At 69.4% G+C, this 26805-nt stretch carries 25 protein-coding genes; 6 read left to right on the forward strand and 19 right to left on the reverse strand.

What is annotated here, in order from left to right:
- Positions 1 to 170: 170 nt before the first annotated feature.
- Positions 171 to 2105 (forward strand): Ig-like domain-containing protein, encoded by a 1935-nt coding sequence (locus SHK17_RS11030; RefSeq protein WP_322919227.1) that lies wholly within the window; start codon positions 171 to 173, stop codon positions 2103 to 2105.
- A 136-nt stretch (positions 2106 to 2241) separates the two neighbouring features.
- Here SHK17_RS11030 and SHK17_RS11035 read toward each other — a convergent pair whose 3' ends face one another.
- Positions 2242 to 2466: a hypothetical protein gene (locus SHK17_RS11035; protein ID WP_172271862.1), complete on the reverse strand. Its 225-nt coding sequence runs from the start codon at positions 2464 to 2466 to the stop codon at positions 2242 to 2244.
- A 49-nt stretch (positions 2467 to 2515) separates the two neighbouring features.
- The gene (locus tag SHK17_RS11040; RefSeq protein WP_322424376.1) at positions 2516 to 2932 is read right to left on the reverse strand and encodes a hypothetical protein; all 417 of its coding nucleotides are present in this window, start codon (positions 2930 to 2932) and stop codon (positions 2516 to 2518) included.
- A 133-nt stretch (positions 2933 to 3065) separates the two neighbouring features.
- On the opposite strand from SHK17_RS11040, the gene SHK17_RS11045 reads away from it, so the two are divergent.
- Together SHK17_RS11045 and SHK17_RS11050 are read left to right on the forward strand one after the other, a co-directional pair.
- Entirely contained in the window at positions 3066 to 3542 is a 477-nt protein-coding gene (locus SHK17_RS11045) for a GNAT family N-acetyltransferase (protein WP_322424377.1), read from the forward strand.
- Positions 3543 to 3580: 38 nt separating this feature from the next.
- The gene (locus SHK17_RS11050) at positions 3581 to 4351 is read left to right on the forward strand and encodes an SDR family NAD(P)-dependent oxidoreductase (protein WP_172271856.1); all 771 of its coding nucleotides are present in this window, start codon (positions 3581 to 3583) and stop codon (positions 4349 to 4351) included.
- A gap of 130 nt (positions 4352 to 4481) precedes the next feature.
- On the opposite strand, the gene SHK17_RS11055 is transcribed toward SHK17_RS11050, so the two are convergent.
- The 9 genes from SHK17_RS11055 to SHK17_RS11095 all read right to left on the reverse strand — a co-directional run bounded on the left by SHK17_RS11055 (position 4482) and on the right by SHK17_RS11095 (position 14293).
- Positions 4482 to 5153, reverse strand: coding sequence for a DUF4166 domain-containing protein (locus SHK17_RS11055; protein ID WP_322424378.1), 672 nt, complete (start codon positions 5151 to 5153; stop codon positions 4482 to 4484).
- Entirely contained in the window at positions 5150 to 5836 is a 687-nt protein-coding gene (locus SHK17_RS11060) for an SRPBCC family protein (protein WP_322919228.1), read from the reverse strand. The genes SHK17_RS11055 and SHK17_RS11060 overlap by 4 nt, the downstream gene beginning before the upstream one ends.
- A gap of 51 nt (positions 5837 to 5887) precedes the next feature.
- Positions 5888 to 6709 (reverse strand): VOC family protein, encoded by an 822-nt coding sequence (locus tag SHK17_RS11065; RefSeq protein WP_322919229.1) that lies wholly within the window; start codon positions 6707 to 6709, stop codon positions 5888 to 5890.
- Between the two features lie 576 nt (positions 6710 to 7285).
- On the reverse strand, positions 7286 to 8608 hold the full coding sequence (locus SHK17_RS11070; protein ID WP_322919230.1) for an RNA polymerase sigma factor: 1323 nt from the start codon (positions 8606 to 8608) through the stop codon (positions 7286 to 7288).
- Between the two features lie 46 nt (positions 8609 to 8654).
- Positions 8655 to 9020 (reverse strand): YciI family protein, encoded by a 366-nt coding sequence (locus SHK17_RS11075; protein ID WP_216652499.1) that lies wholly within the window; start codon positions 9018 to 9020, stop codon positions 8655 to 8657.
- A 218-nt stretch (positions 9021 to 9238) separates the two neighbouring features.
- Positions 9239 to 9661, reverse strand: a complete 423-nt coding sequence (locus SHK17_RS11080) for a YdeI/OmpD-associated family protein (RefSeq protein ID WP_322919231.1) — start codon at positions 9659 to 9661, stop codon at positions 9239 to 9241.
- Positions 9662 to 9829: 168 nt separating this feature from the next.
- Positions 9830 to 10801: a linear amide C-N hydrolase gene (locus SHK17_RS11085; RefSeq protein ID WP_322919232.1), complete on the reverse strand. Its 972-nt coding sequence runs from the start codon at positions 10799 to 10801 to the stop codon at positions 9830 to 9832.
- 1596 nt (positions 10802 to 12397) lie between these two features.
- Positions 12398 to 13603 (reverse strand): hypothetical protein, encoded by a 1206-nt coding sequence (locus SHK17_RS11090; RefSeq protein ID WP_322919233.1) that lies wholly within the window; start codon positions 13601 to 13603, stop codon positions 12398 to 12400.
- A 216-nt stretch (positions 13604 to 13819) separates the two neighbouring features.
- The gene (locus SHK17_RS11095) at positions 13820 to 14293 is read right to left on the reverse strand and encodes a MarR family winged helix-turn-helix transcriptional regulator (protein WP_322919234.1); all 474 of its coding nucleotides are present in this window, start codon (positions 14291 to 14293) and stop codon (positions 13820 to 13822) included.
- Between the two features lie 17 nt (positions 14294 to 14310).
- Here SHK17_RS11095 and SHK17_RS11100 point away from each other — a divergent pair, with 17 nt between their 5' ends.
- Both SHK17_RS11100 and SHK17_RS11105 read left to right on the forward strand, forming a co-directional pair.
- Positions 14311 to 14793: a cupin domain-containing protein gene (locus tag SHK17_RS11100; protein ID WP_322919235.1), complete on the forward strand. Its 483-nt coding sequence runs from the start codon at positions 14311 to 14313 to the stop codon at positions 14791 to 14793.
- Positions 14794 to 14913: 120 nt separating this feature from the next.
- Positions 14914 to 16164 carry a hemerythrin domain-containing protein gene (locus SHK17_RS11105; protein ID WP_322919236.1) on the forward strand — a complete coding sequence of 417 codons (1251 nt, stop codon included), beginning with the start codon at positions 14914 to 14916 and terminating at the stop codon, positions 16162 to 16164.
- Between the two features lie 545 nt (positions 16165 to 16709).
- Here the strand turns inward: SHK17_RS11105 and SHK17_RS11110 are convergent.
- From SHK17_RS11110 to SHK17_RS11135, 6 genes are read right to left on the reverse strand one after another with little or no spacing between them, the layout of a single operon-like run.
- Positions 16710 to 18146, reverse strand: a complete 1437-nt coding sequence (locus tag SHK17_RS11110) for a sensor histidine kinase (RefSeq protein WP_322919237.1) — start codon at positions 18144 to 18146, stop codon at positions 16710 to 16712.
- 20 nt (positions 18147 to 18166) lie between these two features.
- Positions 18167 to 18928 carry a response regulator transcription factor gene (locus SHK17_RS11115; protein ID WP_405030412.1) on the reverse strand — a complete coding sequence of 254 codons (762 nt, stop codon included), beginning with the start codon at positions 18926 to 18928 and terminating at the stop codon, positions 18167 to 18169.
- A 55-nt stretch (positions 18929 to 18983) separates the two neighbouring features.
- On the reverse strand, positions 18984 to 19544 hold the full coding sequence (locus tag SHK17_RS11120) for a hypothetical protein (RefSeq protein WP_322919238.1): 561 nt from the start codon (positions 19542 to 19544) through the stop codon (positions 18984 to 18986).
- Between the two features lie 47 nt (positions 19545 to 19591).
- The gene (locus tag SHK17_RS11125) at positions 19592 to 20938 is read right to left on the reverse strand and encodes an ABC transporter permease (protein WP_322919239.1); all 1347 of its coding nucleotides are present in this window, start codon (positions 20936 to 20938) and stop codon (positions 19592 to 19594) included.
- Positions 20872 to 21717: an ABC transporter ATP-binding protein gene (locus tag SHK17_RS11130; RefSeq protein WP_322919240.1), complete on the reverse strand. Its 846-nt coding sequence runs from the start codon at positions 21715 to 21717 to the stop codon at positions 20872 to 20874. The genes SHK17_RS11125 and SHK17_RS11130 overlap by 67 nt, the downstream gene beginning before the upstream one ends.
- Positions 21714 to 23363 (reverse strand): biotin/lipoyl-binding protein, encoded by a 1650-nt coding sequence (locus SHK17_RS11135; RefSeq protein ID WP_322919241.1) that lies wholly within the window; start codon positions 23361 to 23363, stop codon positions 21714 to 21716. The genes SHK17_RS11130 and SHK17_RS11135 overlap by 4 nt, the downstream gene beginning before the upstream one ends.
- A gap of 337 nt (positions 23364 to 23700) precedes the next feature.
- Between SHK17_RS11135 and SHK17_RS11140 the strand changes: the two genes are divergently transcribed.
- Entirely contained in the window at positions 23701 to 24144 is a 444-nt protein-coding gene (locus tag SHK17_RS11140) for a hypothetical protein (protein ID WP_322424390.1), read from the forward strand.
- Between the two features lie 747 nt (positions 24145 to 24891).
- Here the strand turns inward: SHK17_RS11140 and SHK17_RS11145 are convergent.
- Together SHK17_RS11145 and SHK17_RS11150 are read right to left on the reverse strand one after the other, a co-directional pair.
- Positions 24892 to 25752 carry a hypothetical protein gene (locus SHK17_RS11145; protein WP_322424391.1) on the reverse strand — a complete coding sequence of 287 codons (861 nt, stop codon included), beginning with the start codon at positions 25750 to 25752 and terminating at the stop codon, positions 24892 to 24894.
- Positions 25752 to 26702, reverse strand: a complete 951-nt coding sequence (locus SHK17_RS11150) for an ABC transporter ATP-binding protein (protein WP_322919242.1) — start codon at positions 26700 to 26702, stop codon at positions 25752 to 25754. Before SHK17_RS11150 ends, SHK17_RS11145 begins: the two co-directional genes overlap by 1 nt.
- Between the last annotated feature and the right edge of the window lie 103 nt (positions 26703 to 26805).

Here is a 26805-nt window from a genome sequence, read left to right on the forward strand (position 1 = left end):
CTCCGACGCGCACCGGCGCCGAACGTCACCGACGCGAAAGATCTCATCCTTTCGTCGCCTACCGGCGTTACCTTCGCGTGGCTCGCGCGTTGATCTGGTAACAATCCGTGTGCCAACCATGGGGCCCTCGCGGCCCCGCCGCTCAGCATCATCATTCCGAGGGGGAACAGATGCACCCGAACGACCACCGCCGGCAGTTCCGCCGGCCCCCACGTTCGTCCCGGTCGGCTGCAGCCGCCCTGGCCGTCGTCCTGCCCGTCTCCGTCCTCGCACTGGCTCAGGCGCCGGCGTCGGCCGCGCCGCTGCCGGCGGACTACTCGGGCAGCGCCAGTGCCCAGCTGCTCGACCTCGACGTGGCCCTCGTCGGCCAGTCGCTGGCGGGACTCCAGGTCGGTGACAGCGCTGCCTCGGCCATCAGCGACGTCGACGGCACCAGCGGCTCGTCCGCGACCTCGGCCAACATCGCGGCCGCAGTCGCGGGGCAGAACCTTCCGCTCAACCGCATCACTGCCGACCAGGCCCCTTTCGACGCTGATTCCCAGACGGTGGTGCCACTCAACCTGCAGCCCCTCCTGGGCCTCGGAGCGATCACGGGCGACGTCTCGTCCAGCTGGGCCGGCACCAACCAGTGCGTCCAGGCGAACGGCGGCGTACGCCCGCTCGCGACCTCGCAGACCACCCTTGCCGGTGGCACCGTCGCTCAGGTCCTCGGCAGCTCGGTCGTCACCGTGGAGGCGTCCGACACGACCACCACCACGGCGCTCGTCGACGACGGGGCCGGCGGTGCCGACGTCGTCTCCCGCGCCACCACCACTGTCGGCGACGTCGTGCTCTTCGGCGGACAGGTACGCGTCGAGGTCACCAACGACGTCGTCCTGGAGGCCCGCTCGGACGGCACCACCGGCACCGCCGGCTTCGTCACTCCCCCGACCATCGTCGCCACCGTCGGCTCGCAGCAGGTGCCGATCCCGCTGAACGGCAACCCCGTCAACATCGGCGCGCCCGGCAACCCGCTGCTCCGAGCGACCATCCGCGCCTTCAACCCGACCGCGCAGTCCACGGGCGCCACCGGCCGGGCCACCCTCGACGCGCTGTTCAGCATCGACCTCGAGGTCCTGCCCGTCATCCCCGGCGCGACTCTCGCCGACGTGTCGCTGGCGGTCGCTCCCATGGCTGCGTCCGCCACCGCACCCGCCGGTGGCGTCGAGTGCGACGGCGGCCCGTCCTCCGGGTCCATCGCGCCCCCGGCGATCACGTCGCCCGCGGCGAACGCGTCGGTCACCGACTCCACGCCGGCGGTCTCCGGCACCGGATCGCCCGGCGCCACCGTGACAGTGCGCGAGGGCGGTACGACGCTGTGCACCACGACCGTGGCGCCCAACGGGTCGTGGACGTGCTCCCCCACGACGCCTCTCGGTGCCGGTCCCCACACCATCACCGCGACGCAGAGCCAGGGCGGCACCACGAGCACTGCGGCCCAGGTCACCTTCACCGTCGTCCCCGACACCAGCGACTCCGACGGCGACGGCGTGCCGAACAACGAGGAGGTCGCCAACGGCTCGGACCCCAACAATCCCGACTCCGACGGTGACGGCCTCACCGACGGCGACGAGGTCAACGTCCACGGCACCAACCCGACCGTGAAGGACACCGATGCCGACGGCCTCACCGATGGTCAGGAGGTCACCGGTGTCACGATCCGCGAGCGCTTCGAGGTCTGCGGCACGAAGGCCCGCACGTCGATCACGGTGAAGCCCGACCCGCTGCGCAAGGACACCGACAAGGACGGGCTGAGCGACGGCAAGGAGGTCAAGGGCGTCAAGGTGAAGCAGAAGGTGCGGATCCCCCAGGGCCGCAGCATCAAGATCGGGCTCACCCGCACCAACCCGACGAAGAAGGACACCGACCGCGACGGCTTGAAGGACAAGGTGGAGCTCAAGGGCACCGCCAACAAGCGGTTCAGGAAGGCCAAGACTGACCCCAGCAAGTGCGACACCGACCAGGGTGGCGTCTCGGACGGAGCCGAGGTGAAGGCCAGGTCCAACCCGGCCGACATCAGGTCCACCCCGCGCAACCCCCGAGGACGCGCGAACGCCGCAGGCTGATTCCCCACGGATCGGCTGACGTCGCGCGCAGAGGTGCCGTCGCACCGGGCAGCTACCCCCCGCCCGGTGCGACGGCACCACCACATCCGGTGCGACCGGTGGGCGCGCTCGCGAAGTCGACAGGACGACCAGACGGCTAGAGAACCGCGCCGCGAGGCGCGACTTCCACCGCGGCGACGCCCCTCGCGTACAGCACCACGAGACGACCGCCGTGCGTGCAGCGGAGCGCACCTGACTCCTGCGAGAGAGCGTCGACCACGTGATCGATCGCCTCGGCCTCACTCACCGCACTGGGGTTGTCGTAGGTGACATCCATGCTGTCGCCGCTCACGAGCCGGACCCGAAGCACAAGCTCTTCCATGCCTCGCACACTAGGCGCGAGCGACCCCTTCGGGCGAGACGCAGCTGGGTCAGCCGGCGAGGGCGCGCTCGATCTCGGCTACCGCGTCGGTCTCGTTCGGCGAGGTGTCGTCCGCGGCAGCCGCGACGTCCTTCGCCGACTGGACCACCACGCGCTTGTACTCGTCGACGAGCTCCGGGGCCTTCGCGCTCAGGATGCCGACCGCCTGCTTGAGGAGCTCGAGGGTGCGTGCCTTCACGTCGTCCCTGCCCCCGGATGGCATCTCCGGCAGTCCCCCGGTGACCAGCTTCTGCACCTCGGGCGAAGCCGTCTTGACCGCCTTGCTGCCCGCGAACGACTCCTTGAACGTGTCGAAGAATCCCGGTTCCGCCTGGCCGACAAGGGCGCTGGCGCGAAGGGCAGCTGAGCGGACGGTCTTCTGCTCGTCCTCGGTGAGTGCGGATGTGGGCTGCTGCGGCTCCGTCATGAGTTGCTCCTCTGTCGCTCTGCGAAGTGATCACCCGACGTCCTTGTCTACCGCAACCCACGTCAGATGTCGCGGCTCCGTTGCCCGGCAGGCACGCCGGAGCCCTCCCGTGCGCGGCTGGTAGAACCGTCTCATGGCGTCCACACCAGAACAGGACCTGCGGGTTCGCCCTGTGCGCGACGAGGACTTCGGCCAGTGGCGAGCGCTCTACGGGAAGTACGCCGCGTTCTACGGAGTGGCGCAGTCAGACGACATGGCTCGGCAGGTGTGGTCATGGCTCTGCGACCCGAGCCACGACGTGAGTGGCCTCGTGGTGGAGGACGACGGCCACACCCTGGTGGGGCTGGCGCACTTCAGACCGTTCGCTCGGCCGCTGTCGGCCACGATCGGGTGCTTCCTGGACGACCTCTTCGTCGACTCCGCCGTACGCGGCGCAGGCGCAGCCGACCTCATGCTCACCGAGCTCTCCCGGATCGCCAGCGCCAACAGCTGGAGTGTCGTTCGGTGGATCACCGCGGACGACAACTACCGGGGTCGCGGGAAGTACGACCAGTACGCATCCCGCACGACCTGGGTCACGTACGACATGGAGCCCGCGCCGCGCGCCTGACCGGGAAGACCCTCGGCACCTGCGCGGTTGAGCACGTCATGACCTCCAACACCTATGACTTCCACGGTCGCACCGTCCTTGTCACCGGCGGCGGTACCGGCATCGGCCGCGCGATCGCGGAAGCATTCATCGCGAACGGGGCGAACGTTGCCATCAGCGGTCGCCGGCGCGAGAAGCTCGACGAGGTCCTGACCGGACACCCCGCCGACCGCACGCTGGCCGTCGAGGCCGACGTCGCCGACGACGCCTCGGCGGCCGCCATGGTGCGGGCCGTGGTGGACCGCTTCGGGTCGCTCGATGTCGTCGTCAACAACGCCGCGGCGTACACGAACGGCGCCTTCGACGAGCTCGCCCTCGAGGACTGGCAGGCGATCCGTGCGACCAACATCGACGGGTTCGTGCACGTCGCCCGCCACGCGCTGCCTGAGCTGGAGCGCTCGGGCGGCAACCTCGTCGTCGTCGGCTCGGTCTCGGGGCTGCGCGGCGACTGGTCGCAGGCGGCCTACAACGCCACCAAGGCCGCGATCATGAACTTCGTGCAGTCGCTCGCCCTCGACTATGGCCCGCGCGGAGTCAGGCTCAACGCCGTGGCCCCCGCCCTCACGATCACCGACCTGACTCGGGCCGTCGAGGAGGACGACCAGGCGCTGGCCGCGGCCACCAACCGGATTGCTCTGGGTCGTCCCGGGCGGCCCGATGACATCGCGCCGGCGGTGCTGTTCCTGGCCAGCTCGGACGCCGCCTACATCACGGGCGCCTGGCTGGCCGTCGACGGCGGTACGTCAGCGAGCACGGGTCAGGCGCACTGAACGGAACGCGCACCGTCCCCACGCCGTCTTCGCTGCGAGGTCGCCGTGCACTGCCGGGAGGTCGGCCGAGTGTTCGAACCCGGCTCTCCCCGGCGCGTTCGCTCCCGGGGACGCACGTCGGCCGGCCCATCTACTCCCGACGCTCATACCTCGACGGCTTTAGGACTGCCGGTGCGTCGCGTGCGTCCAGGAACTCACAGGTGAACTCCCCGTCGTAGCCGAAGAGGAAGCCGAACACCGGGTTGGTGACAGTGAGGTCGACCCGGAAGACGTCGCCTTCGTCGTCGTACCGTTCCCGCAGCTCGGCTCGTCCGCTGAACAGCATCGGGAACGAGAAGCCGACGCGACCCTCGTAGAAGCGCTGCGCGCCGGACCGCAGCAGCAGACTGCCGTCGTCCTCGACGCTCAGATCGAGGTCCACGACGAGGTGCTGGTGGCTGCCGAGGTAGTCGAGGACGTGACCGTCAGACGCTCGCACCATCGTGGCGTCGAAGCGTCGTGCTCGCCCGCCGATCCAGTACTCCCGGACGAAGGTCACGGCCTCGCGCCCCAGCGGATCGCGGTATGGATAGTTGTGGATGACGAATGGCACATCGGTGCCGATGTCCGGCACCAGGATGTTGCGCAACCGACCGAGCTGGAGGAAGGGCACGGTCCACCACGGACCGCGCCGGATCCGCCGCATGGTGCCGCGCCCGACGGACGCGTACCCCGCCTCCAGCCCTACGCCGAACCGTCGCTGCAGCATGGGGTGCAGGCGCTGGAAGTCATCGCCCATCCCACCTTCGAAGATGCTGCTCACGGAGCCTCCAGCTCGTCCAGGGTCGCGGGTGCCGCGTCCATCACGCGGCCGTCAGAGGCGCGTCGCCGACATCGCGCGGCTCGCGGACGTTCGGGCCGCCACCACCACAGCACGGAGTGGAGCGGCCACCGTTCGGGCTCCTGGCCCCGCTCAGCCCAGATGCGAAGCCGGTCGAAGCTCCACGCCGTCAACCACCCGACGCAACGGCGCAGCACGAGCCGATCGACCAACCCGCCCCACCCCGGGCGGTAGTTGTAGCCGGTGGTGAACCGCACCCCCGAAGGAGTCGGCTCATAACGCCAGTAGCCACGCCCGTCGCCGAGAGGAGAAAGTCGGTCGTCCGTGGCGAATCGCAGCGCTGACGTCCTTGACCCGTCGGGTCGGCGCTTCTCGCCCACGCTGGTGCCCTCCCCCGTCAGCACGTGTCCCGGGAGTCGGAGCTCGTACCGGAAGCGCTGACCGCCGCCCGACAGCTCGGCGGTGGGTGTGATCGAGCTGAACCGTGCGTTCCACCGCGGATGAAGGTCGGTGTCCTGGGTCATCCGCCACACCTCGTCCATGGATGCCTCGATGTCTATCGAGACGTAGATCGGCGGACCACCCCCGAGTCGCGACATGTGCCGGATCTTGCCATCGAAGCTCGCCGGTGGGCGCACGTGCCACGCGGTCGGAATCGCGGCCACGCCAGACCTTCGAGGCGGACGGTCGTGACGACGGAAGGTCGGGTCGACTGCTCAGCCGGACGGCGGGCTGAACTGGCTGAGCGTGAGCTGCGCCCCCTGGGGGTCTCGGACGCGGGCCGTCCGGGTCCAGTCGGTGTCGTCGGAGGCCAGGACGGTTCCGCCCAGCCGTACGACATCGGCGGCCGCAGCGTCACGGTCGGCGACGGTGAACGTCACGTGCCAGTGAGGGCTCTCCTCGGGGTCGCGGGCGACGATCCAGCCGATCGCGTCGGCGAAGCCGTCGGGCACGGAGACGCCGGCCTGGCGCTCGTGGATGCCCGGATCGACCGTGGCCGCCACGTGGTCACCGTAGCCGGGGCGGCGGATCATTCGGCCGAACCCGACGTCCGTCACGACCCAGCCGAACACGTCGGCGTAAAAGCGCTCGACCGTGTCGGCGTCGACCCCGTGCAGGTCGCTGAAGTTCCACGATCCGGGCGCGTTGGTGACCTGCGCGCCGAGCCGGTGCCCGGCCTCCCAGAGCCGGAACCGGGCCCCGGCCGGGTCCTCGACCACGGCCATCCGCCCGGCCGAACCGACCACGCCCACCGGCTCGACGACGGTTCCGCCCGCCGCTGCGACGCGCGCGGTCGCCGCGTCGGCGTCGTCCACCGCGACGTACGTCGTCCACGTGCTGCCGTCGCCGTCGCCCTCACCCAGCCCCGCCGCGTCTCGACCGTCAAGCCGGGCGATGACGTACTCGCCGCCGCCCACCACCTCGAACTGCCACCCGAACAACCCTCCGTAGAACGCCTGCGTGGCGCCGAGGTCGGGCTGCTCCAGGTCGACCCAGGACGTGACGCCCGCGGGATAGGTCCGCTGCTGTGTCTGCATGTCTCGAGGGTAGGAGCGGTTCAGGTCAGCCGCTGTCCGCAATCCCGAGCTGACTGCTCAAGCCCGGGAGCGTCGCGGGCGAGCGTGGCCACCCTCAACGCGGCAGATCGGTGCCGCCGCCCACGCTCCCCAAAAGACGTCGTTCCTGGGGCGGGCGGACCGTACCTCCATGGGCGGCCCCACCGCTCGATCCTCGACCAATCCGCCCGAGGAGTTCGCCCAGACCAGGCTCGGGGCGGAGGTGTAAAACGCCCGCCATCTGCCCCGTCGAGGGCGGCTGAGCTCGCCCGATCCGCGCGATGCAACTCCCGCGCCGTGCGCAGGCCAACGGCCGGCACTCCCACCGCGGCGGCATCACCCTTCATGGAAACGTCGCTGTGACCGCGAGCGGACGACTGTGGAATCCATCCGCTGACGGGTCGCACTGGCTGATCGTGTGTCCACTCCTGCGACCTCGAGCAGCGCTGGCACCAGCCGTACTCGGGATGACGGCGAGGCACCAGCACCCGCGCTGCGCCTGCTGGGCCGAAGCCGTGTTGTCCATCAGGTGCGAGCCGCGCTCTGTCACCGCGGTCTTCAGTTCGGACTTGATCCGCTTGGGCTTGGCGTCGCAGGCTCGGCGTCGGCGGTGCGGCTGATCTCCGTGAGGCGCTGCTCGAGGAAGGCGCGCTCCGCGGCGTTCGCCGTGAGCTCCATCGCGCGCCGGTAGGACTGAGCCGCGCCGGCGGCGTCGCCGAGGCGACGTAGCAGGTCGGCCCGTGTGGCGGGAAGGTAGGGGTAGTCGGCGAGCCGGGGGTCGTTCGCCAGCTCGTCGAGGAGTGGCAGTGCGGCGGCTGGTCCGTCTGCGAATGCCACGGCGGCGGCCCGATTGAGTGCGACCACTGGGGTGTCCCAGGCCGCGATCAGCATGTCGTAGAGGTGCACGATGCGTGGCCAGTCGGTTTTCTCGAAGGACGGAGCCACCGCGTGGACGCCGGCGATCGCCGCCTGGAGGGTGAACCGCCCCGGTGGGCCGGCCGCGAGTGCCCGGGCCGTCACGGTGAGGCCCTCCACGGTGGCGCGGTGGTCCCAGCGGGTCCGGTCCTGGTCGGCGAGCAGGAGCAGCCGGCCCTGGTCATCGGTCCGGGTGGCCCGGCGGGCGTCGGTGAGGAGCAGCAGGCCGAGTAGCCCGCGTGCCTCGGCCTGCTCGGGGAGCAGCGCGGCGAGGGTGCGTGCCAGGTGCAGGGCTCGGTCGCAGAGGTCCTCGCGGACGAGCGCGTCCCCTTCGCTGGCCGTGTGGCCGGTGCTGAAGAGCAGGTGGACGGCGGTGAGGACGCTGTCCAGGCGCTCGGGCAGCTCGGCGCGGCTCGGGACCCGGTAGGGGATGCGCGCTTCTGTGATCTTCTTCTTGGCGCGGGTGATCCGTGCCGCCATCGTGGACTCGGATACCAAGAAGGCTCGGGCGACGTCGGAGGTGGGGACGCCGCAGACCAGGCGCAGGGTGAGGGCGACGCGGGCCTCGGGGGCGAGGGTGGGGTGGCAGCAGGTGAACACCAACCGGAGCCGGTCGTCCGGCACCGCGGCATCGGGCCAGTCCATGGCAACACAGTCCTCACGGTCGTCCGGGTCGTGGGGATGGATGGTCGCCGGCTCCACGAGCAGCGGGAGCTTGCGCCGGAGGGTGGCTTCGCGCCGCAACCGGTCGAGCGCCTTGTTCCGCGCCGCCGTGGTCAGCCAGGCGCCGGGCCGTTCCGGGATGCCGTCGCGGGTCCAGGCCTGCAGAGCGCTCACATACGCCTCCTGCGCGCACTCCTCCGCGACGTCGAGGTCGCCCGCGACGCGGATCGTGGCGGACAGCACGAACGCCCACTCGGAGCGGTGGGCCTCCGTGAGCGCGGCTGCGACCGCGTCCGCCTTCACGGCGGACGCGGTCGGCTGCTCGTCGCTGTGAGTGCTCAGAACCGGCTCAGAAGGGGTTGGCCTGCGTCGGGTCCACGATGGGGCGCACCTCGACGCCACCGAACGGGGCCGGGCAGAGCTTCGCCATCTCGAGGGCGTGGTCGAGGTCGCGCGCCTCAACGACGTAGAAGCCGCCGAGCGCCTCCTTGGTCTCGACGAACGGGCCGTCAGTCACGGTGCTGCCACCCCTGATGGAGGTAGCCGTCCTCGTCGCCGCGAGCGCCTCCCCGCCCGCTAGGGACCCGCCGAGCTCGAAGACCCCCTTCACGAACGCGCTGTGCGCGTCGATGACCGCGGCCCACGCCTCGGGCGACATGGTCTCGTAGCCGGCCGGGTCGTCGTAGATGAGGATCGCGTACTTGGTCATGCTCATGGGACTGCCTCCTGCACTGGGTCGCGGGCCGGCCTTCCCGGCTCCGTCATACCCCCGACGAACACCCTGCCGCCGGATCGACAGCCCGGCCTAGATCCATTTCGAGACTTTTTTCGGTGCCGCCGCCGTACGTGCCGGAGTCCGCTCTGCGTGCCCGTAGCTTCCGCGATCAACTCGACCGGATCTGGCCAATGGAACAAGCAGCCAAGATGTGGAAGTCACGGGGTGGGCAACGACCTGACGAGTGCTGCGATGCGCCGTTGTCGTGTTGCTGGTTGGGCAGCGTCGTCGACCGGTTGCAGGAGACGTCGGCGTTCGGCGGGGCGGAGGTTGTCGAAGGCCTGCTGCCTGTCACCGGTTTCGAGGGCGGTCCTGACGTCGTCAGGCACTGGAACGTGGTCGGGGTCGGCCGGTCGCAACCGACACCCCACGACGTCGCCGGCCTGTGCCCCCAGCCGCCGCCGCAGAGCGGTGCCGACGTAGAGGAATGGTGCGTGCGCCACATCGGCCTTGTTGATGCCCAGGTTGACCTCGACCCCGTCGACACGGCCCTCGACGCGCCTCGTTCGTTCCTCCGCGGCGGCTCTGTCCAGCCGCGCGTCGAGGAACAGGACGACGTAGACGTGGCGGCCCCACGTCATGAGCTCCAGCGGAGCATCGAACTCGACCCAGTGGTCACTACTGTCCCGCACCGCCCCTCCCTTGTGGTCTCAGTACGCCGGCGTCGTCCAGGTACGGCGCTACGACGCGACCCACGTCGCCAGTGGCTCCGGTGACCAACACCGTCACGGTGTTTCACGCCGTCCGCATCAGAACGGGGCGGGACCCGGCGTCAACGACGCGCTGATCTCACCGGAGAGGGAGATGTCGTCTGGGTCCAGCAACAGCGTCGGCCGACCGGGTGCGAAGTCGAGGTTGTCGAGGTCGATCCACACGACGTTCGGGCTGGTGGACAGCTCGAAGAAGTAGCGTCGGTTAGTTAGGTCCACCACCGTGCGGTACTCGGTGTTGTACAGACCGAAGCCCTCATAGGGGGCACCGAACGGGATTGACACATTCCGTGCCACGGCGAGGACCCCGGCGACAGCTTGACGCTCGCTCGACGGCGGCGGCAGCAGCCCGGTGAAGTACGCCGCACGCTGGAAGCGAGCAACCGGGTCGACGTTGCCGGCCAGGGGCGTGGTGTCGCTGGGAGCGCTGAAGTCCTGTTGTGCGAGCAGTCTTCGCTGCTCGGCATAGGGCGGCTCGTTCGTCAGCACGATGTGGTCGCGGTCGTGATGGATGAATCGTTCGCCGTCGAGGTACTCGATGATGGCTGAGTCCCCGGTTGCGTCCTCCAGGGCCAGGTGCACCGTCGCCTTGTGTCCCTCCGCCTCCATCATCACCACCTGAACGCCGGCCATGAGAGCGAGTGCTTCGGTGACCGTGGCCGCGTTGTCGAGCAGGTACTGAGGCCACAACCCGGCATGGACACCTGGGCGCGACTCGTCACGGTCTCCGAAGTTCGTGTCAGCGAGGTACAGAAGATGGGCTGCGAGTCCGTGTTCGTTGACCCCATCCGCAGTGCCGACGCCGTACATGGTCGTCACGACGCTGCCGTAGCGCGACGTCCACATGGCACCGACTTCCCCCACCACCGAGGTGCCGGCCACCTCGCCGCCCCGCCGCTCCATGCCGCGGGGCAGGACTGTGAGCACGGGGGCGGTGCTGTCGGGCCAGTCCATGGTCCGAGCGGCCAGGACGGCCACGTCGGTGGTGTTCCACAGGATCCGAGTGCACATCGCAGTCTCATCTCATCTCGTCACGGGGGCGGCCACGGGTGGGTGGGCGATCCCAAATTCCTGCGCGTGCACGCACCGAACCACCCCCATATCGGGTGATGTGGGCCGGCGCCGATCCTCGCGCGGGACATCCACCCTCGGGCGGCCCCTTGAATCCCCTGTGCCGGCACCCACCATGGCGTCCCTGCGCGCCTGGGCGGTCGACGACGAGACCGGCAACTGGTGGGCACATGTCACCTACCCAGACGGCGCCAACCTCACGCGCCTCGGGTGCTTCCCGCCGAGCAGGTGCGGCCGGCCGTCTCACCGACTACCGCGGTCAATCACTGCAGATCGACGGTCACAGCGGTACCGCCCGGAGGGTTTCGGGGACCCCACGCGGGATCAGCCAGATGGCTCAACCGCGACAGTGGTCCCCGACCCGCGTTTCCGCAGGTCAGAGGCCACTTCTCGGTCGGGCTGACAGGATTTGAACCTGCGACCCCTTGAAGCCCGGCGTACCTGTGCAGTCGCACCGCTAGTCTTTGCCGACATCGGCGCAACAACGCCCTGACCTGCGGTAACGCGGCGCACCGCGCGGCCCCCGCATGGAGGCGTACTGCTGCGAGGGGTCGCTTTCGGGCCGGTTTTGCGGGGGTTTTCGGTGAGTAAACGTGGCGCGCCTCGAATCGCTGCCCGTGTATGACCAGGGTGCGGCGGCGCTCCGTCACACGCGCGGAATCGGACGGCGCTGCCGCCCCTCCCCCACAACTCACTCGACCGGCATCCTCCCCCGCTGCGTCAGCGACGCCGGGGAGCCTCCCGCAACGATCCGAGTTCAGCAGATGAACTGGTTCAGCTGCCGTCCGCTGCTGCCCACCTGGCGACGCGCTCCGGAGTCCGGGGCATTCGCGATCCGCCGCGATGCGAGTCCGGATCTGGCGCCCGTCTGTCTCAACGGGTGCTTGGAACGAGGTTCTTCACGGGGTCGCTGTCTGGGCGTGGCGTCGGCTTCGCGGGTCCGGGAAGTGGCTGATCCGAGGTGTCGATGAGCGGGTGTGAGTCGGCCGCGGTGGGTGAAGAGTCGCCCCGCAGTGCCCTCCCGGGCCCGTTCCGGTCGCCTGGGTATCAACGATGAGTTGGCGGTAGACGACGTCGGACAGTCGCCGTACCCTCGAGACGAGGTGGTCGACATGTTCCCATGGATCCTGTTCGTCCTGACGATCGTCTTCGTCATGTGGGCGGCTTGGCGCCAGAGGCGTTACGGCGGAACCACGAGCTATGACCGTGATGCCCATCAGGCCGACCGGTGGCATCACTCCGAGTACCACCCGTGGGGACACGGACACCGACGAGGTGACGACAGGAACTCAACCTGACGTCGGGTCCGCGCCGCCGGACCGGAACACCTCGTAGCCGGCCTGCTTCAGCAGCCGGTCCTGAGCCACGATCCGCGCACCGCAGCGGGCTCGACATGTCGACGTGGGCGTGGTGCTGGTCGCCGCCCAGGCGAAGTCTGTCAGTGCGGCTCGTCCGGCTCCCCCGGACTTGGTCGGCTGGGCGGGGTGTTCCAGGCCGGATCGATGTGGCCGGATGTGCGGTGGTGCACATGCGTCCTCAGGGAGAGAGCTGACCGGTGGGGAGGACGACGTCACGGTCGTCGACGCGGGTGACGCGGATGCACGTCGTGGAGTGCACGTCGCACGCGAGCAAGGCGCGCGAGGCTCCCTTGCGAGCGGAGTAGTCGAAGCTGAGGGCGGCCACGGTGTTCGCGTCGAGCCACTGGTACACGCTGAGGTAGACGCCGCCGGCGGTGGCGTCGTTGGTGCCGGTGTCCGGGGTGAGGACGCGTCGCTCGCCGGTGGCCAGCTCGACCACAGATGGGAGCGCTGTGCCGTCGAGGATGAGGACGTGCTTCCCGTCGGGGGTGAGGCGTCCTCCTTCTCCTTCGATGGTGAGACCGGTGGTGAGGTCGTTGCCGACGCGTAGCTGGGGAACGAGGGAGGTGGTGGTCGATCCTTCGCCTTCGTGCGGCGTGAGGATGCTGACGCTGTACAGGAGCAGCCCGGCCTGCACGTCGAGCGTTCTGCTGGTGGAGGCGGAGGGGTCGGCGGGCAGGAGCACAGGTTGTTCGCCGTCGAGTGCGTTCCAGGCCATGACGCCGTCGGAGTCTGCGACGTAGACGGCGCGCTCGTCGAGGGCAACGATGAGGCGTCCGTCGCCGCCGTCGGGTACGCCGGCGTTGGTCGGGGGGTTGCCGGGCCAGCTGGCGAGCTCGAACGCGGCCACGTCGCCGGTGGCGATGTCGAGGGCGGTGAGGGTGCCGCCATCGGCGGCGTCGACCCAGGCGACGATGTCACCGTCGGAGACCAGCGCGGTGCCGCGGTCGGTGTCAGTGAGCTGTCCGACGCGGGTGGTCTCGTCGTTGATGACGGTGTGGACACGGCCTCGTGGGTCGGCGATGACGTACCCGCGCGGCGTCTGGGTCAGGGCGCGGATGCGGACGCCGGTGTCGGTCGTGTGGTCGCCGCCGTGGATCGTCGTGCCGCTGGCGTATGCCACCTCGTAGGTGTGCACGGTGGGGTCGGGGGCTGGTGTCGGCGTGGGGGCGGGACTGGCGGCGGTGTTGCTGGACTGCAGCGGCGGGTTGGCGGGCGGGTCTGTGCGGGTCGCGTAGAAGGTGGCTCCGGCTGCGATGACGACCGCAGCGGTCAGGCCGGCGTACGCCCGACGGGCCCAGGGCCGTGGTGGGCGTGTGGACCCGCCCTCGAGGATGTCCGGTAGCGCGCCGCGCGCGACCGGGCGGTGGTCGGGGTCCGTCATGGGTGTCATGGTGCCGTATGCGACGCCACCTGCATCCGATCCTCGGTGCGGCCAGTTCGTGTTGCTCATCGCGGCGGGGAAGCCGTGGCGCGGCGGCGCGCGGATGCGTACACGCTTGGGCTGCCGGCCCGTGGGGCGCATTCTTGCTCACAGCGAGGCGCAGCGGGCGCAGTGGGCGTAGTGGGCGTAGTGGGCGCAATGGGCGCAGTGGGCGCGTCATTCATCGCCTGGGACGGACCCGCGCAACCGTTCGAGGTCGTCCTTGAGGGCCGCCGCTCGGGGCTCGCCCAGCAGATCCGCGATGTCCCTCTCGATCTCCGGCACCAGCTCGCTGAGCACGTCGAAGACCTGACGTCCCCTGGGGGTGAGGATGACGAGCTTGGCGCGGCGGTCGGAAGGATCCGGCTCGCGGGTCACGTACCCGTGTCCTTCGAGGTAGGCCACGACCTCGGCCATCGCCTGCTTGGTCACCTGAGCGCGCTTCGCGAGGCTCGCGACCGAGGACCCCTCGTCGTCGACGTGCTGGAAGACGACGGCGTGTGGCGGACGGATGTCCCCGTGCCCGCGCTCGGCGAGACGCTCGAACGCTCGTCGGTTGAGCACCACGTAGGCCTCGCGCAGCAGCGCAACGGTGTTGGTGCGTCCCTGCACGGGATTACGTGCCCTACCCGTTGACATCAGACAAGCCACCTGTCTATCTTCCTCATATGGACATGCTACCTGTCGAAACGCCAGTTGTGTTGAATTCCGGAGAGCGGCTCGCCATGGGCACGGATGAGTTCGTCGTGCTCGCCGACTGCGCCCGTACGGGCGGCGCCCTCTTCGCCGGACTCGTCAAGATGCCGCCTGGCGGCGGTCCGCCCGTGATGCACCGCCACGACCCAGGCGAGGTCTACCACGTCCTTGAAGGCGAGTTCGCCTTCTACGTCGGCCCACCCGGGGGCGACATCCGTCGGACGGTGGTCAGCGCCGGAGAAGTCATGTCGTTGGCCGGCGGCACCCCGCACACGATCCGCAACGAGTCCGACGCCGGCGCCGTCGCGTTCGTCGTCCACGCACCGGGGGCACCCATGGAAGGGTTCACCCGAGCAGCCGCAGCATTGGCCGAAGACGGCGACACCACCATGGCGGCCGTGCTCGACATCGCCGCCGAGCACGGGATCGAGCTACTCGGCCCCCCGGTCGAGTAGCGCCCAGCGGAAGCGTCGCTCACGAGTCCGACGACATCGATCCCGTCTCTCCCTAGACCACATACACCCCTCATGCCGACCCCTCATGCCGACCTCTCATGCCCTGTCGAAGGAACACTCATGCCACTGACCGCCCCGCTGTCCCAAGTCATGCTGCCTGGTCAGCACGCTGCGCCCGAGGGCCCTGTCGACCTGCAGGCGATGTACGTCATGCACCACGCCTTCCGACGGGACCTGCGCCGCTTCCGCGCCGTCGCGGACCGGGTTCCGGCGACCGACCGGCAGCAGTGGCGGCGCCTGCAGCGGCGGTGGCACTTCTTCGCTACTGCCCTGCATCACCACCACGCAGCAGAGGACGCCGGCCTGTGGCCCCTGCTCCTCTCCCGCATCGCCGACTCCCCCGACAGCCGAGCCGTCGACGTCCTGCGCGCCATGGCGGCCGAGCACGCCCAGATAGATCCGTTGCTCGCGGAATGCGCCGACGGGTTTGCCTCGCTCGCCACCGATGGCACGCCCGAAGCCCGCCGAGCTCTTCAGGAGTCCCTCGAGCACGCGTGGGAGGTGCTCGACGGCCACCTGGGTCATGAGGAACGCGAAGCGATGGCGCTGCTCCAACGCCACCTGGACGAAAGCGATTGGCGACGCCTGGAGCGGGAGCACTTCCGACCGGCCTACACACCGCGCGAGATGTGGACTGTGATCCCGTGGAGCCAGGAAGGTCTTCCCGCGGAGGTCGGCCGCCGAGTGCGCGCCGCCGGCGGCCCAGCGGTGCGCGCGCTGTGGTGGCTCAGCCGTCGATCGTTCGCCCGGAACGAGCAAGCGGCCTTCGGCACCGCGCGGGACGTCACGGCGCCCCTGGCCGCCGAGCGAGACCCCCGGCACCCCACATCGACCAGGCAGCGGAGGACGACGGTCGTGGAACTGACCAGGAGCATCGACGTGGCTGTCGGTCCCGACGAGTTGTTCGCATACGTCAGCGACTTCAACCGGGCCCATGAGTGGCGGACCGAGGTCATCGAGTCCACGATGGAACCACCGGGCTCGATGCAGGCAGGATCCCTGCTGCGCGAGGTAGCGGTCGTGGCCGGTCGCAGGCTCGTCACCGACACCATCGTCGACATCTTCGAACCGCCCCGCCGCCTCACCTTCGAGCACCGCACCGGCCCGCTGCCCGTCAGTGGCGAGTACGTCGTCGAGACGCCTCACGCGAGCGCGACGCAGGACGAAGCGACCCTCCACTACACGCTGCGGATCCACCTCACAGGCGGGCAGCGCCTGCTCGCCCCCCTCCTCACCATGACCGCCCCGAGAACAGTGCAGACATCACTGCGCACGCTGGCCCACGTGTTGAAAGCGGGCCGAGCGAGGTGACCCTCCCAGCCGGGACGCGTCAGCGCGAACACCACCACTCCTGAGAGCGCCGGCTGACCTCCGGCGACCCAGATGACGTCAATGGTCCAACCGGAATTGCGAGCGATGCCCGATGCTGCCTCCGGGCTGCTGACCTGGCGCGCCGCTCCGAGACATACGAAGCATGCCTCCGCGCTGGGGGCGGGTCGAGTCGGCACGAGTCGGAGTCGGCTCTGACGCGGTCGCATGGACCGAGGCATTCGAAAGGCAGGGCGACCGACCGCCAGCGGACCGTCGGCATGTGGGTCGGCGCCTCCGAGCCGCGGGCGGTGAGGTGTCTGACGGCGTCGCTGTCCCGCCTGGCGAGGAGCTCACCCGCTGTGGCTGTGACCGCGACCGTCACCGCCACGGCGGGTCGGCGCCCGCTTGGGCCTCAGGTGGGGATGACCGGGAGGTAGCGAAGCCGCTCGGGGCCGGTGGGGTCAGCTGGACTCGAGCCTGCCCCGCACTGCCACACCTCGTGTCGGTCCTCGTCGGGCACGACGACCGCCTACCGCCACACGGCGTCACGATGCCCTCGGCAGAGTGACTGTGAAGGTGGAACCGCGGGCGACCGATGAGACGCACTCGAGGGAGCCGCCGTGCGCTTCCACGAGTGCCCGCACGATCGACAGGCCCAGCCCGGAACCTCCGGACCGACGGGAGCGACCAACATCGGCCCGGTAGAAGCGGTCGAAGATCCGGTGCTGAACCTCCGCCGGCATGCCCGGCCCGTCATCCCTGACCTCGAGCACTGCCACCCCGTCGGTTGTTGCCGCGGCCACGACGATCGCCGACGGCGTGTGCGCGATTGCGTTCGTGACGAGGTTGGCCACGACCTGCTGCAGGCGACCGGGGTCACCCTCCACTTCGACGGGTCCTTCGACCTTGAGGTCGAGTCGGCGCTCAGGATGGCCAGCACGCGCTGCAGTGAGGACGTCGTGGGCTATCTCGACAAGATCGACTCGTTCCTTCACCAGTTCGGGTTGCTGATCCAGGCGCGCCAGAAGCAGGAGGTCCTCGACGATGCCACTCATCCGGTCGGCCTCGCTGTCGATGCGGGACACCACCTCGGCGCGCCGCTGCTCGACGTCGTTGCGCGCTTCCCGGGCAATGGATGTGCCCGCATCTGACCCTGTGTTCCGTGCGGCCATCTGCGCATACAGCTGGGCGTAGCCCTTGATCGAGGTCAGAGGGGTGCGCAGCTCGTGGCTGGCATCGGTGGCGAACTGTCGGATCCTCTGTTCGCTCTCGCGCCTCTTCTCGAAGCCACGTTGGATCTCCTCGAGCATGGAGTTGAGCGCTGTGGAAAGGTCAGCGACCTCGGTCCCCGGCTTGCCCGGCGGCACTCGGGCGGACAGGTCGCCGTGCCGGATCTCGCGGGCCGCCTCCCGCACGCCGGTCAGCGGGCGCAGACCGATCCGAATGACCATCCGACCCGCCAGCGCGAGAACCGCTAGGACGACGACGCCGATGGCTGCGCCGCCAACAGCAACGCGGTGGACCGTCAGGTCTGCGTTGCGCAGGGAAATGGCGACCATGACATAGCCCTCCCCGCCGTCTCGGCCGGGCTGATCGAACGCATCCACCGACGTGGCCCACGACCCTGAGTCATCCCCGACGACAGCCGCGGCGTCATCATCCGCCCAGTCACGGAGCTCGTCCACTGACGGAACCGGCGGACCCGTCTGGTCGCCCGGAACCCGACACCGTACGGAGCCGTCGGCCTCGATCACCGTGAGCCTGAAGTCGCTCGGGAGGACCGCCGGGGCGTCAGTGACCTCGCAGAGTCGCGAGGGTGCGATTGCGCCCGGCCGCACATCGGGAGCCTGGGACAGTCCGCTCACCTGCTCCGCGACCCGACCGTAGAGATAGTCCCGCAGCAGCACGGTTCCCGCCACGAGTGAAAGCGCCAGACCCAGCCCCGAGACGGCCAGGACGCCGATCAACAGTCGTGCAGCCAATGACCGAGGGGGCCAGCGCCTCACGTGGACCTCGGACCAGGGCCCGGACCTGTCGGAGCCGGCAACCGCAACGAGTAGCCGACCCCGCGCACTGTCTGGATGAGGGGCGGGTCGAGGTGGTCGATCTTCTTGCGGAGGTAGCTCACGTAGGACTCCACGATCGATCCGTCGCCGCCGAAGTCGTATGACCACACATGGTCGAGGATCTGTGCCTTCGACACCACCCGACCGGCGTTGATCATCAGGTAGCGCAGCAGTCCGAACTCGGTCCGCGACAGGTGAACGAGCTCGCCCGCACGCCAGACCTGGTGGCGGTCCTCGTCAAGCGTCAGGTCGGCGACACTCATCACCGAATCGGCAACGGCCTCGTCCGGGGCCAACGATCTGGTGCGCCGCAGCACCGCCTCGATGCGAGCCACCACTTCATCGAGAGCAAAAGGCTTGGTGACGTAGTCGTCGCCCCCCTGCGTCAGCCCGAGAATCTTGTCGTGCGTCGCGTCCCGAGCGGTGAGGAAGACCACGGCCACCTGCTGACCACTCGCTCGGAGCTGCCGGCAGACCTCGAACCCGTCGATGTCGGGCAGGCCGACGTCGAGCACGACCAGGTCCGGTCTTCGCTGCTCAGCGGCGGCGAGTGCCTCGGCTCCGGTCGAGGCGGTCGTCACGTCGAAGCCCGCGAACCCCAGGCTGCTGCGCAGGAGGTCGGCAATGAACGGCTCGTCGTCGACCACCAGCAGCGTGGCTGCCTGCGGACGATCCGTGGTCGGCGTCATGTCCACCATTGTGGCCGCCCCGTCGCCACGGCGGTCGAGATCATCATCGTGAGGTCGGGTCAGGTCACTCGGTCTGAGCGACGACTTCGGCGAGGATGGTGCCCGCATCGTCGACGTCGCCTTCGACGGTGACGGTGTTGCCGGGACGCAGGTCGGACGTGGCACCTGCGGTCAGCTTGCGGACCTCGGTCGTCGGAAGGGTCACGACCTTGACCGTGCTCCCCGTAGCGTCCTTGAGGTAGAGAGTGCCGCCGTCGACGACGGTCACGGTATAGGTCGAGCTCCCCCCGAGGGCGGCAAGCTGGCCGGCGTCAGGTATCGCGCCACCACCGCCGGGCGCGGCGCCGCCGGCCGGGGGCTCGAACCCGTCTGGCAGCTCGAGGCCCTCGGGGAGCTCCATGCCCCCCGGGAGGGCAGACGATGTCTGCTCCTGCATCTGCTGAGTGGTGACGATTCCGCCGAGGAAGCCGAGTGCACACACCACCAGTGCAGCCAGGAAGATCTGGGATCGGCGGCTTGCGGGTCGGCGTGGGGACAGCTCGGCTGCCCAGTCCGTCTCTGGTTCGTGGACGTCCTGCTCGGACGCGTCCTGCAGGTCCTCCTCGCGGACGTCGATCTTGCTCACGGCTTCTTCCTCTTCATCATGTCTGGCGGTCATTGACACATCTCGATCTACTCGTAACGCAGCGCATCGATGGGACGGAGGCCCGCTGCTCGGCTCGCGGGGAAGCTCCCGAAGAACAGTCCGACGAGGACCGAGACGCCGAACGCCAGGGCGATGCTCGACGGCACCAATGTGGGTTGCACCCCGACGATCTCGACGTTGCTTCCCAGCACGCCGACCACCACACCGACGAGGCCGCCGAGCACCGACAACAGGGTCGCCTCCACGAGGAACTGGGCGAGGATGACGCCCCGGCTGGCGCCGATGGCTTTGCGAATGCCGATCTCTCGCGTTCGCTCGGTGACCGTGACCAGCATGATGTTCGTGATGCCGATGCCTCCCACCAGGAGACTGATCGCAGCAACGGCGCCGAGGAGGACGGTGAACACGTCGCTCGACTCAGTCAGTGCGGACACGATGGTCTCCGAGCTGAGGGTCGACCAGTTGCCCGACTGCCCGCCGGCGAGGTTGTGACGGGCCGCGAGCACTGCAGACGTCTCTTCTTGAGCCGCCTCTACAGAGGCGCTGTCCGTGGCCTGAACCGTGATGCTCGAGATCGACTCATATCCCGCCAGTGACTGCTGGACTGTCGAGATGGGCGCGATGATGGTGTCGTCCGAGTCCTGGAAACCGACGCTTCCCTGGGCGGCGAGCACGCCCACCACGCTGAGTCTCACGCCGTTGCAGGTCACGGACTCACCCACGGGATCGACCTCGTCCGGGTCACCGAAGAGGTTCTCCACTACGGTTCGGCCGATGACCGCGACCGGCTGTGCTTGGTTCACCGCTTCGACGTCGAAGTAGGTGCCGGCAGACACCGGGCTGTTGGACGCCTCGAAGTACGTGGGCCACGTACCGGTGATGCTGACCGAGTGGCTGCTCGCACCGACCGTGCAGTCCACCTGTGCAGTCGCCACCGGTGAGGCGCTCTTGACGTGAGGTGCGGCTCGAGCGTCGTTGAGTGCCCGCGCATCGTCCATCGTGAGGTCCAGACTGGCGATGTCGGTGCCGGTGGACGTCGATTCCTCCTCGCCGCCACCGAAGCCACCGGCCGGTCCGCCCGGACCACCGACAGCCGCGCCGCCACCGGCCCCCGTCCCCGTGACGGTGATGGTGTTGCTTCCCAGAGACTCGATACTGTCTTCGACCGCGTCGGCGGAGCCTTGGCCAACGGCCACCAGAAGGATGACCGCAGCAACACCGATCAGGATCCCCAGCATGGTCAGCAGGGACCGGACCTTGTTGGCCAGCAACCCCACGACGGCGAACCGGAACACCTCGCGCGGATTCACAGCGACGTCCCAGCGGTCGATCCCGTCGGGGCGCCGCCACAGGCGGACGCAGTAGGCGTCCATGCTTCACGCGTCGGGGGGGCTTCCTCCAGACGGACGTCCTCGATGATCTTCCCGTCACGCATCCGGATCACTCTGCTGGCGCGTTCTGCCACCTCGTCCTCGTGGGTGATGACGACGATGGTCCTTCCGGCGTCATGCACGGCATCTAGGAGGTCGAGGACGTCGGCGGTGGACGTGCTGTCGAGATTGCCCGTGGGCTCGTCAGCCAGGATCAGCGCCGGTTCGCCCGCCAACGCCCGGGCAACAGCGACGCGTTGCTGTTGTCCACCGGAGAGCTCGTTGGGAAGGTGCTTCGCGCGGTCCGCGACCCCGACCTGCGCCAGCGCTGCCAGGGCGCGTTCGCGGCGCTCACGGGGCCGGACGCCGGCATACGCCAACGGGAGCTCCACGTTAGCCAACGCCGAGGTACGGCGGATCAGGTTGAAGGACTGGAAGACGAAGCCGATCAGACGGTTACGGGCGACGGTCAGCTGGGCGTCGTCCATGGCTGACACGTCGAACCCGTTCAGCTCATACCTGCCCGACGTGGGTACGTCCAACAGGCCAAGGATGTTCATCATCGTCGACTTTCCCGAACCCGAAGCGCCCATGATGGCCACGTGCTCGCCGTGGGCGATGTCGAGGCTGACCCCGTCCAGCGCTCGGACCACTGTGGCCGGGTCGTCGCCGTAGACCTTGGCGAGGGACCGCGCCCGGATGACCGGCGCGTGCAGCTCCGCACGCACCGAGCTCACCGCTTCAGGGACACCTGTCTCGACTTCGCCGGCGGAATGGCTCATCCGAGACCACCGCCACCAGGCAGCTCGGGCAGCTCGCCACCGGGGAAACCTGTGAGGCCGCCACCGCCGCTGCTCGTGACCACCAGGTCACCCTCGTCGAGACCGGACAGGATCTCGGTGGTCGAGTCGCCCACGACGCCGGTCTCGACCTCGCGCTGCTTTTCCTCACCGTCGACGAGGACGGTGACGGTGGAGCTCTCCCCCGTGGTCTCGATCGCCGAGGAAGGCACCTGGAGCACATCCTCCGCCTCGGCGAGCACGACGTCCAACGTGGCCGTCTGGCCGACCTTGAGGCGCTCTGGAGGAGCGTTCAAGGTCGCGAACACCTCGTACGTCACGACATTGTCCGTGACCACGGACGTGGGCGCGATGCTGGTCACTTCTGCGTTCGTGCCGCTCGCGACACCCGCGTTGTCGAGCGCCTCGAAGTTGACGCTCGCTCCTCGACCGAGGGACAGCTGGGACACGTCGGCCTCACTGAAGTCCGCCTGCACCTGCAACCCGTCGACGCCGGTCAGCACCACGAACCCGGACGCGTCCACGGACGTCTCCGTCGTGGTGCCGGTGGTCGTCGAGCCGGTGGTAGTCCCCCCGGAGCCGGAACCTCCGACGTACTCACCTACGCTCCCCGAGATCGAGGCGACGATGCCGGCGGCAGGAGCACGGAGAACAGTGTCGGCGACGGCTCGTTGTGCCGTCCGGAGGGTGACTTCGGCGGATGCGACCTGGGCCTGCGCTGACTCGACCTCGCCGTCCGTCGCCGGCTGCGTCTGCTGTCTGGCTGATGCGACCGTGTAGGAGTAGGAGGCTCGTGCCGACCTCAGTGACGACTCGGCCGATCCGACGGACTGCGCCTGTTGCGCGGAGCCCACCGACCGGTTCTGCTCCGCCGTCCGCAACCCGTCCTGCGCACTGTCGACCGATGCTTCGGCGGTGCTCAACGACGTCTCCGCCGAGGTGATCCTCTGCTCGTTCGCCTCGACCGCGCTCTGTGCGTTGCTGCACACGGCGGTTGCGGGTCCTGTGGTCCCATCGGGGGACGACGCGCACGCGCTCGCCTCGAGCTGCTGAGCCTCCTGCAACGCCGTCCGAGCCGAGGTGAGGGCTCCGCGGGCGTCGGCACGGTCGTCCTGTGCTCGGCTCACGTCCCGTCGCGCCACCCTGACCTGTTCGTCGTACACCCGACGATTGGTACGGGCGACCCGTCTGGAGTCTGCGAGTGCCTGTTCTGCGCTGTCCACCGACGCCCCGGCCTGGCGGACCGACGCGTTGCCGGCAGCCAGGTCCGCATCGGTCGGGCCCTGGGTCAGCTGACGCAGGCCGGCGACTGCCTGGTCGTACGTCGCCTGAGCGCTGTCGCGCTGGTCGATCGCGTCGGTGTTCTCGATCCTGGCCAGGACGTCGCCGGCCTCGACGCGTTCGCCCACCTTGACGGACACCGTTGCGAGCTTCCCTCCGGCGTCGAAGTCGACACCCACGTCGCGGGCGGCGACGACATTGCCAGTAGCGGACACCATCGACACGACGTTGCCGCGCGTCACTTCAGTCGTGGCGGGCGCCGCCGCGCTCTCCTCTTCGTCGAGGAGGAGGTAGGCGCCTCCTGCAGCGGCGATGAGAAGGAGCACCAGCAGGCCGTTGATGATCACCCGCGGGGAGCGCAGGGATGTCGAGAGTCGTTCACGCATGCCGAGCAGCGTGCGCGTCGAACCTGACAACTGCCTGGGAGCCGGCTGGAAGGGACGTGCCAATGCGTGATTCGGCCCAGTGCGTGGTCTCCCAGGCAACTGCCAGCGTGAAGTCAGGAGGCTTCCAGTACTGGGTGTTTCTCTGGTCGAGCCATCCGGTGTGGCGCTCGTGTTCGCTCTCGCGGTGGCCGAGCGCGCACCGGATGGACCACTCGACTGCCACGACGTCATCCACGGAGGACCAATGTCCCATCGCAACCGAGCTCGCGCCCTGTCTCGCGCGAGTGCACTTCTTCTCATGGTCGTCCTCTTCGCAGCCGGGTGCGGGTCCGACAGCGCGAGCACCACCGAGTCAGGCGACGCCAGCTCGTCCGCGAGCTCGCCGGCGGCGTCCGGCGAGACTCCGGAGATCTCCGAGGAGTTCACCGCATGCCTCGAGGAGCAGGGGGTCGAGCTGCCCTCCGAGCAGCCGACTGAGGCACCGTCCGAGGGCACGATGCCCAGTCTCAACCCCGAGATGCAGGAGGCGATGCGAGCGTGCGCCAGCCTGGCGCCCTCAGGCGGTCCGGGCGGCGCAGGCGCACCGGAGGTCGACCAGTCCGCCCTGGACGCGTTCGCCGATTGCATGGACGAGAACGGCGTGGAGGTCGAGGCGACGCTCGAGGCCGTCACCGAGCTGGACCAGTCCGAGCAGAAGGTGCGCAAGGCACTCGAGACGTGCTCCGCGTTGATCCAGCCGTAGAAGTCGACGGTGGCGGACAAGCACCACCCACGTGGCGCCCTCGCGGTCGCGTGAGCGGCCGCACTGGCCGGATCCACGGCGCAGACAGGGCCCCGGCGCGACCGCCGGGGCCATCGGGACGAGGCCTCGAGCCTCGAGGACCAGTCGAGCTTGATCGCTCGCTTGATCGTGCCCTTGAGTCAAAGGCGGCCGGTCGCCATGCCCGGCCTGGGCGTGCAGCCGGCCCATCACGAGTTCGGCGGCGCCCTGATAAGCGACGTCTTTGGTGTCGCGGCCAATGGGCCTCACTCGGATGAGCAGAGACGACCGACGTGGCACCACGGGGGCTTTGCGGTTCTGCTGGCGACTCGCTCGTCGCGAGCTGGCCGTGTAGACGAGCGCCTGCAAGCGGGAGTCGGGTTCCGCGATCTGCGGGGTGTCGTCGAGCTTCCGTCCATGTCGGACATGCGGCCGGTGGCGTTCATGCACTTCTCCGGCGGGTCCCACAGGGAGTGTTCGACGGCTCGTTCGCCGTCGGTGGTGTGGTGGACGTTGGCCGGCAGCTCCGGTAGCTCCGGTAACTGGTGGCCCCGCGTGCCAAGGGGCTGGGCGCGTTGTCGGCGGGCAGTGGGACCGGGGCTGGCGCCCGGGGTGCGAGCGCCGCAGCCCGCTGCGCGTTTCCATGGGAAACCGGGCGCCGGTCGAGAACGGACACGTGGTCCGCTTCGTCCAACGCCCGGTCCTATGGTCCGTGTGGCGCCGAGCGGCTCAGACGTCGCGTCGCACGGTTGACAAGGTGGCTCCACCCAGGATGACGACCACCCAGGCGGCCAGGACGAGCGCACCGGTGACCGGCCCCAGGACCTGGTCGGTCGAGGCCTGGACGGCGGTGAAGCCGGCAGCGGCGTTGGTGGGCAGTAGCTGCAGGACGCCGTCCCAGCTCTCGGGGAGCAGCGCGCCGGCGAGGGCCGGCACGATCAGGACACCGGCGGCGAGGGTGCCGATGCTGGCGGCGACACTCCGCATCAAGAGCCCGAGTCCCAGGCCGATGAGGGCGACGGCGGTGAGGTAGAGGGCCATGCCGACCAGGGAGCGGAGCACCCCGTCATCGCCCAGGCCGACGGTGGCCGCGTCGTTCGCGGCGAGTACGCCCATCCCGAGGCCGAAGGCACCGATGGTGCCGATGGCAGCAGCGGGCAGTACGAGCATGGAGAGCACGCCCGCCTTGGCCACGACGACCGGCCATCGGCGCGGGGTGGCCGCCATGGTGGCGGTGATCATCCTCGACGCGTGCTCACGGGCGCCGGCCAAGGCGCCGAGGACGCCGACCAGGAGGGTGGCGAAGGTGGCGCCGGTGAGGACGGTCGACAGCGGGTCGTCGCCGCCGAATTGCGGGCCGCCGTTGTCGGGGGTGCTCACGGAGCCGCTGGACACGGCGGCGGCGATGGCACCAAAGCCCGCGAGGACGACGACGATCGCGAGCAGGAAGATCCATGTGCCGCGCAGGCTGCGAAGCTTGATCCACTCCGAGCGCATGACGCGGCCCAGGGTGACGGGCTTCGCGATGGCAGGCCGGGGCGGCGAGGCGGGGGACCCGCTCGGGGTGGGGTGTGCGGTCGTGGTGCTCATCAGGCTGCCTCTCCGGGCTGGTCGGTGGACTGGTGGCTGGTCTGCTGGGTCGTGCCGGCGTACTCGACCGCGTCGCGGGTGAGCGCGAGATAGGCAGTCTCCAAGGACGCCGCGGAGCTCGAGAGCTCGTGCAGGGTGACGCCGTGGCGGCTGGCGACCTCGCCGATGGCCGCGGCGTCGAGTCCGCGGACCTCGAAGCGACTGGCCTCGCGCGAGGTGAGGGTGACGCCCTCGCCCGCGAGCAGTCCGGCGAGCCGGGAGGCCTCGGGCGAGGCGACCACGACGGCGCCGGTGGACGATCTGTCGATGAAGTCCTGCAGGGGGGTGTCGGCCAGGATGCGGCCGCGGCCGATGATCACCAGATGGTCAGCGACCAGCTGCATCTCGCTCATGAGGTGAGAGGACAACAGCACGGTGCGGCCCTCGGCGGCGAGCTCGGTGAGCAGGGAGCGGATCCACTGGATCCCGTCGAGGTCGAGGCCGTTCACGGGCTCGTCGAGGATCAGCACGCCGGGGTCGGCCAGCAGTGCCGAAGCGATGCCGAGCCGCTGTCCCATGCCGAGCGAGAACGACCCGGCCGCCCTGCTGGCCACCTCCGAGAGACCGACCGACTCGAGCACGTGGTCGACGCGCCGGGCGCCGATGCCCACTGTGGCTCCGAGGGCCAGCAGGTGGTTGCGTGCGCTGCGGTTGCGGTCGACGGCCTTGGCGTCGAGCAGCGCGCCCAGCTCGCCCATGGGCGCGGCCGCCTCGGCATAGGGGTGGCCGTTGACAAGGGCGGTGCCGGCCGTCGGCCGGTCCAGGCCCAGGATCATCCGCATCGTGGTCGACTTCCCGGCGCCGTTCGGGCCGAGGAAGCCGGTGACGACACCGGGGCGGACGGTGAACGTGACGGCGTCGACAGCCAGCGTCTCGCCATAGGTCTTGGTGAGCTGGTTCAGCTCGATCATGGTGTGCTCCTCCGGGTGGTGGGGTATGACTCCACGCTCCCGTGGCAGGGTCGTGCTCGTCGTCGTCCGGGTGCAGGCTTCTCGGCGTACTGCACCTGCGGTA

The organism is Nocardioides renjunii (assembly GCF_034661175.1).
GTDB classification, from domain to species: domain Bacteria; phylum Actinomycetota; class Actinomycetes; order Propionibacteriales; family Nocardioidaceae; genus Nocardioides; species Nocardioides renjunii.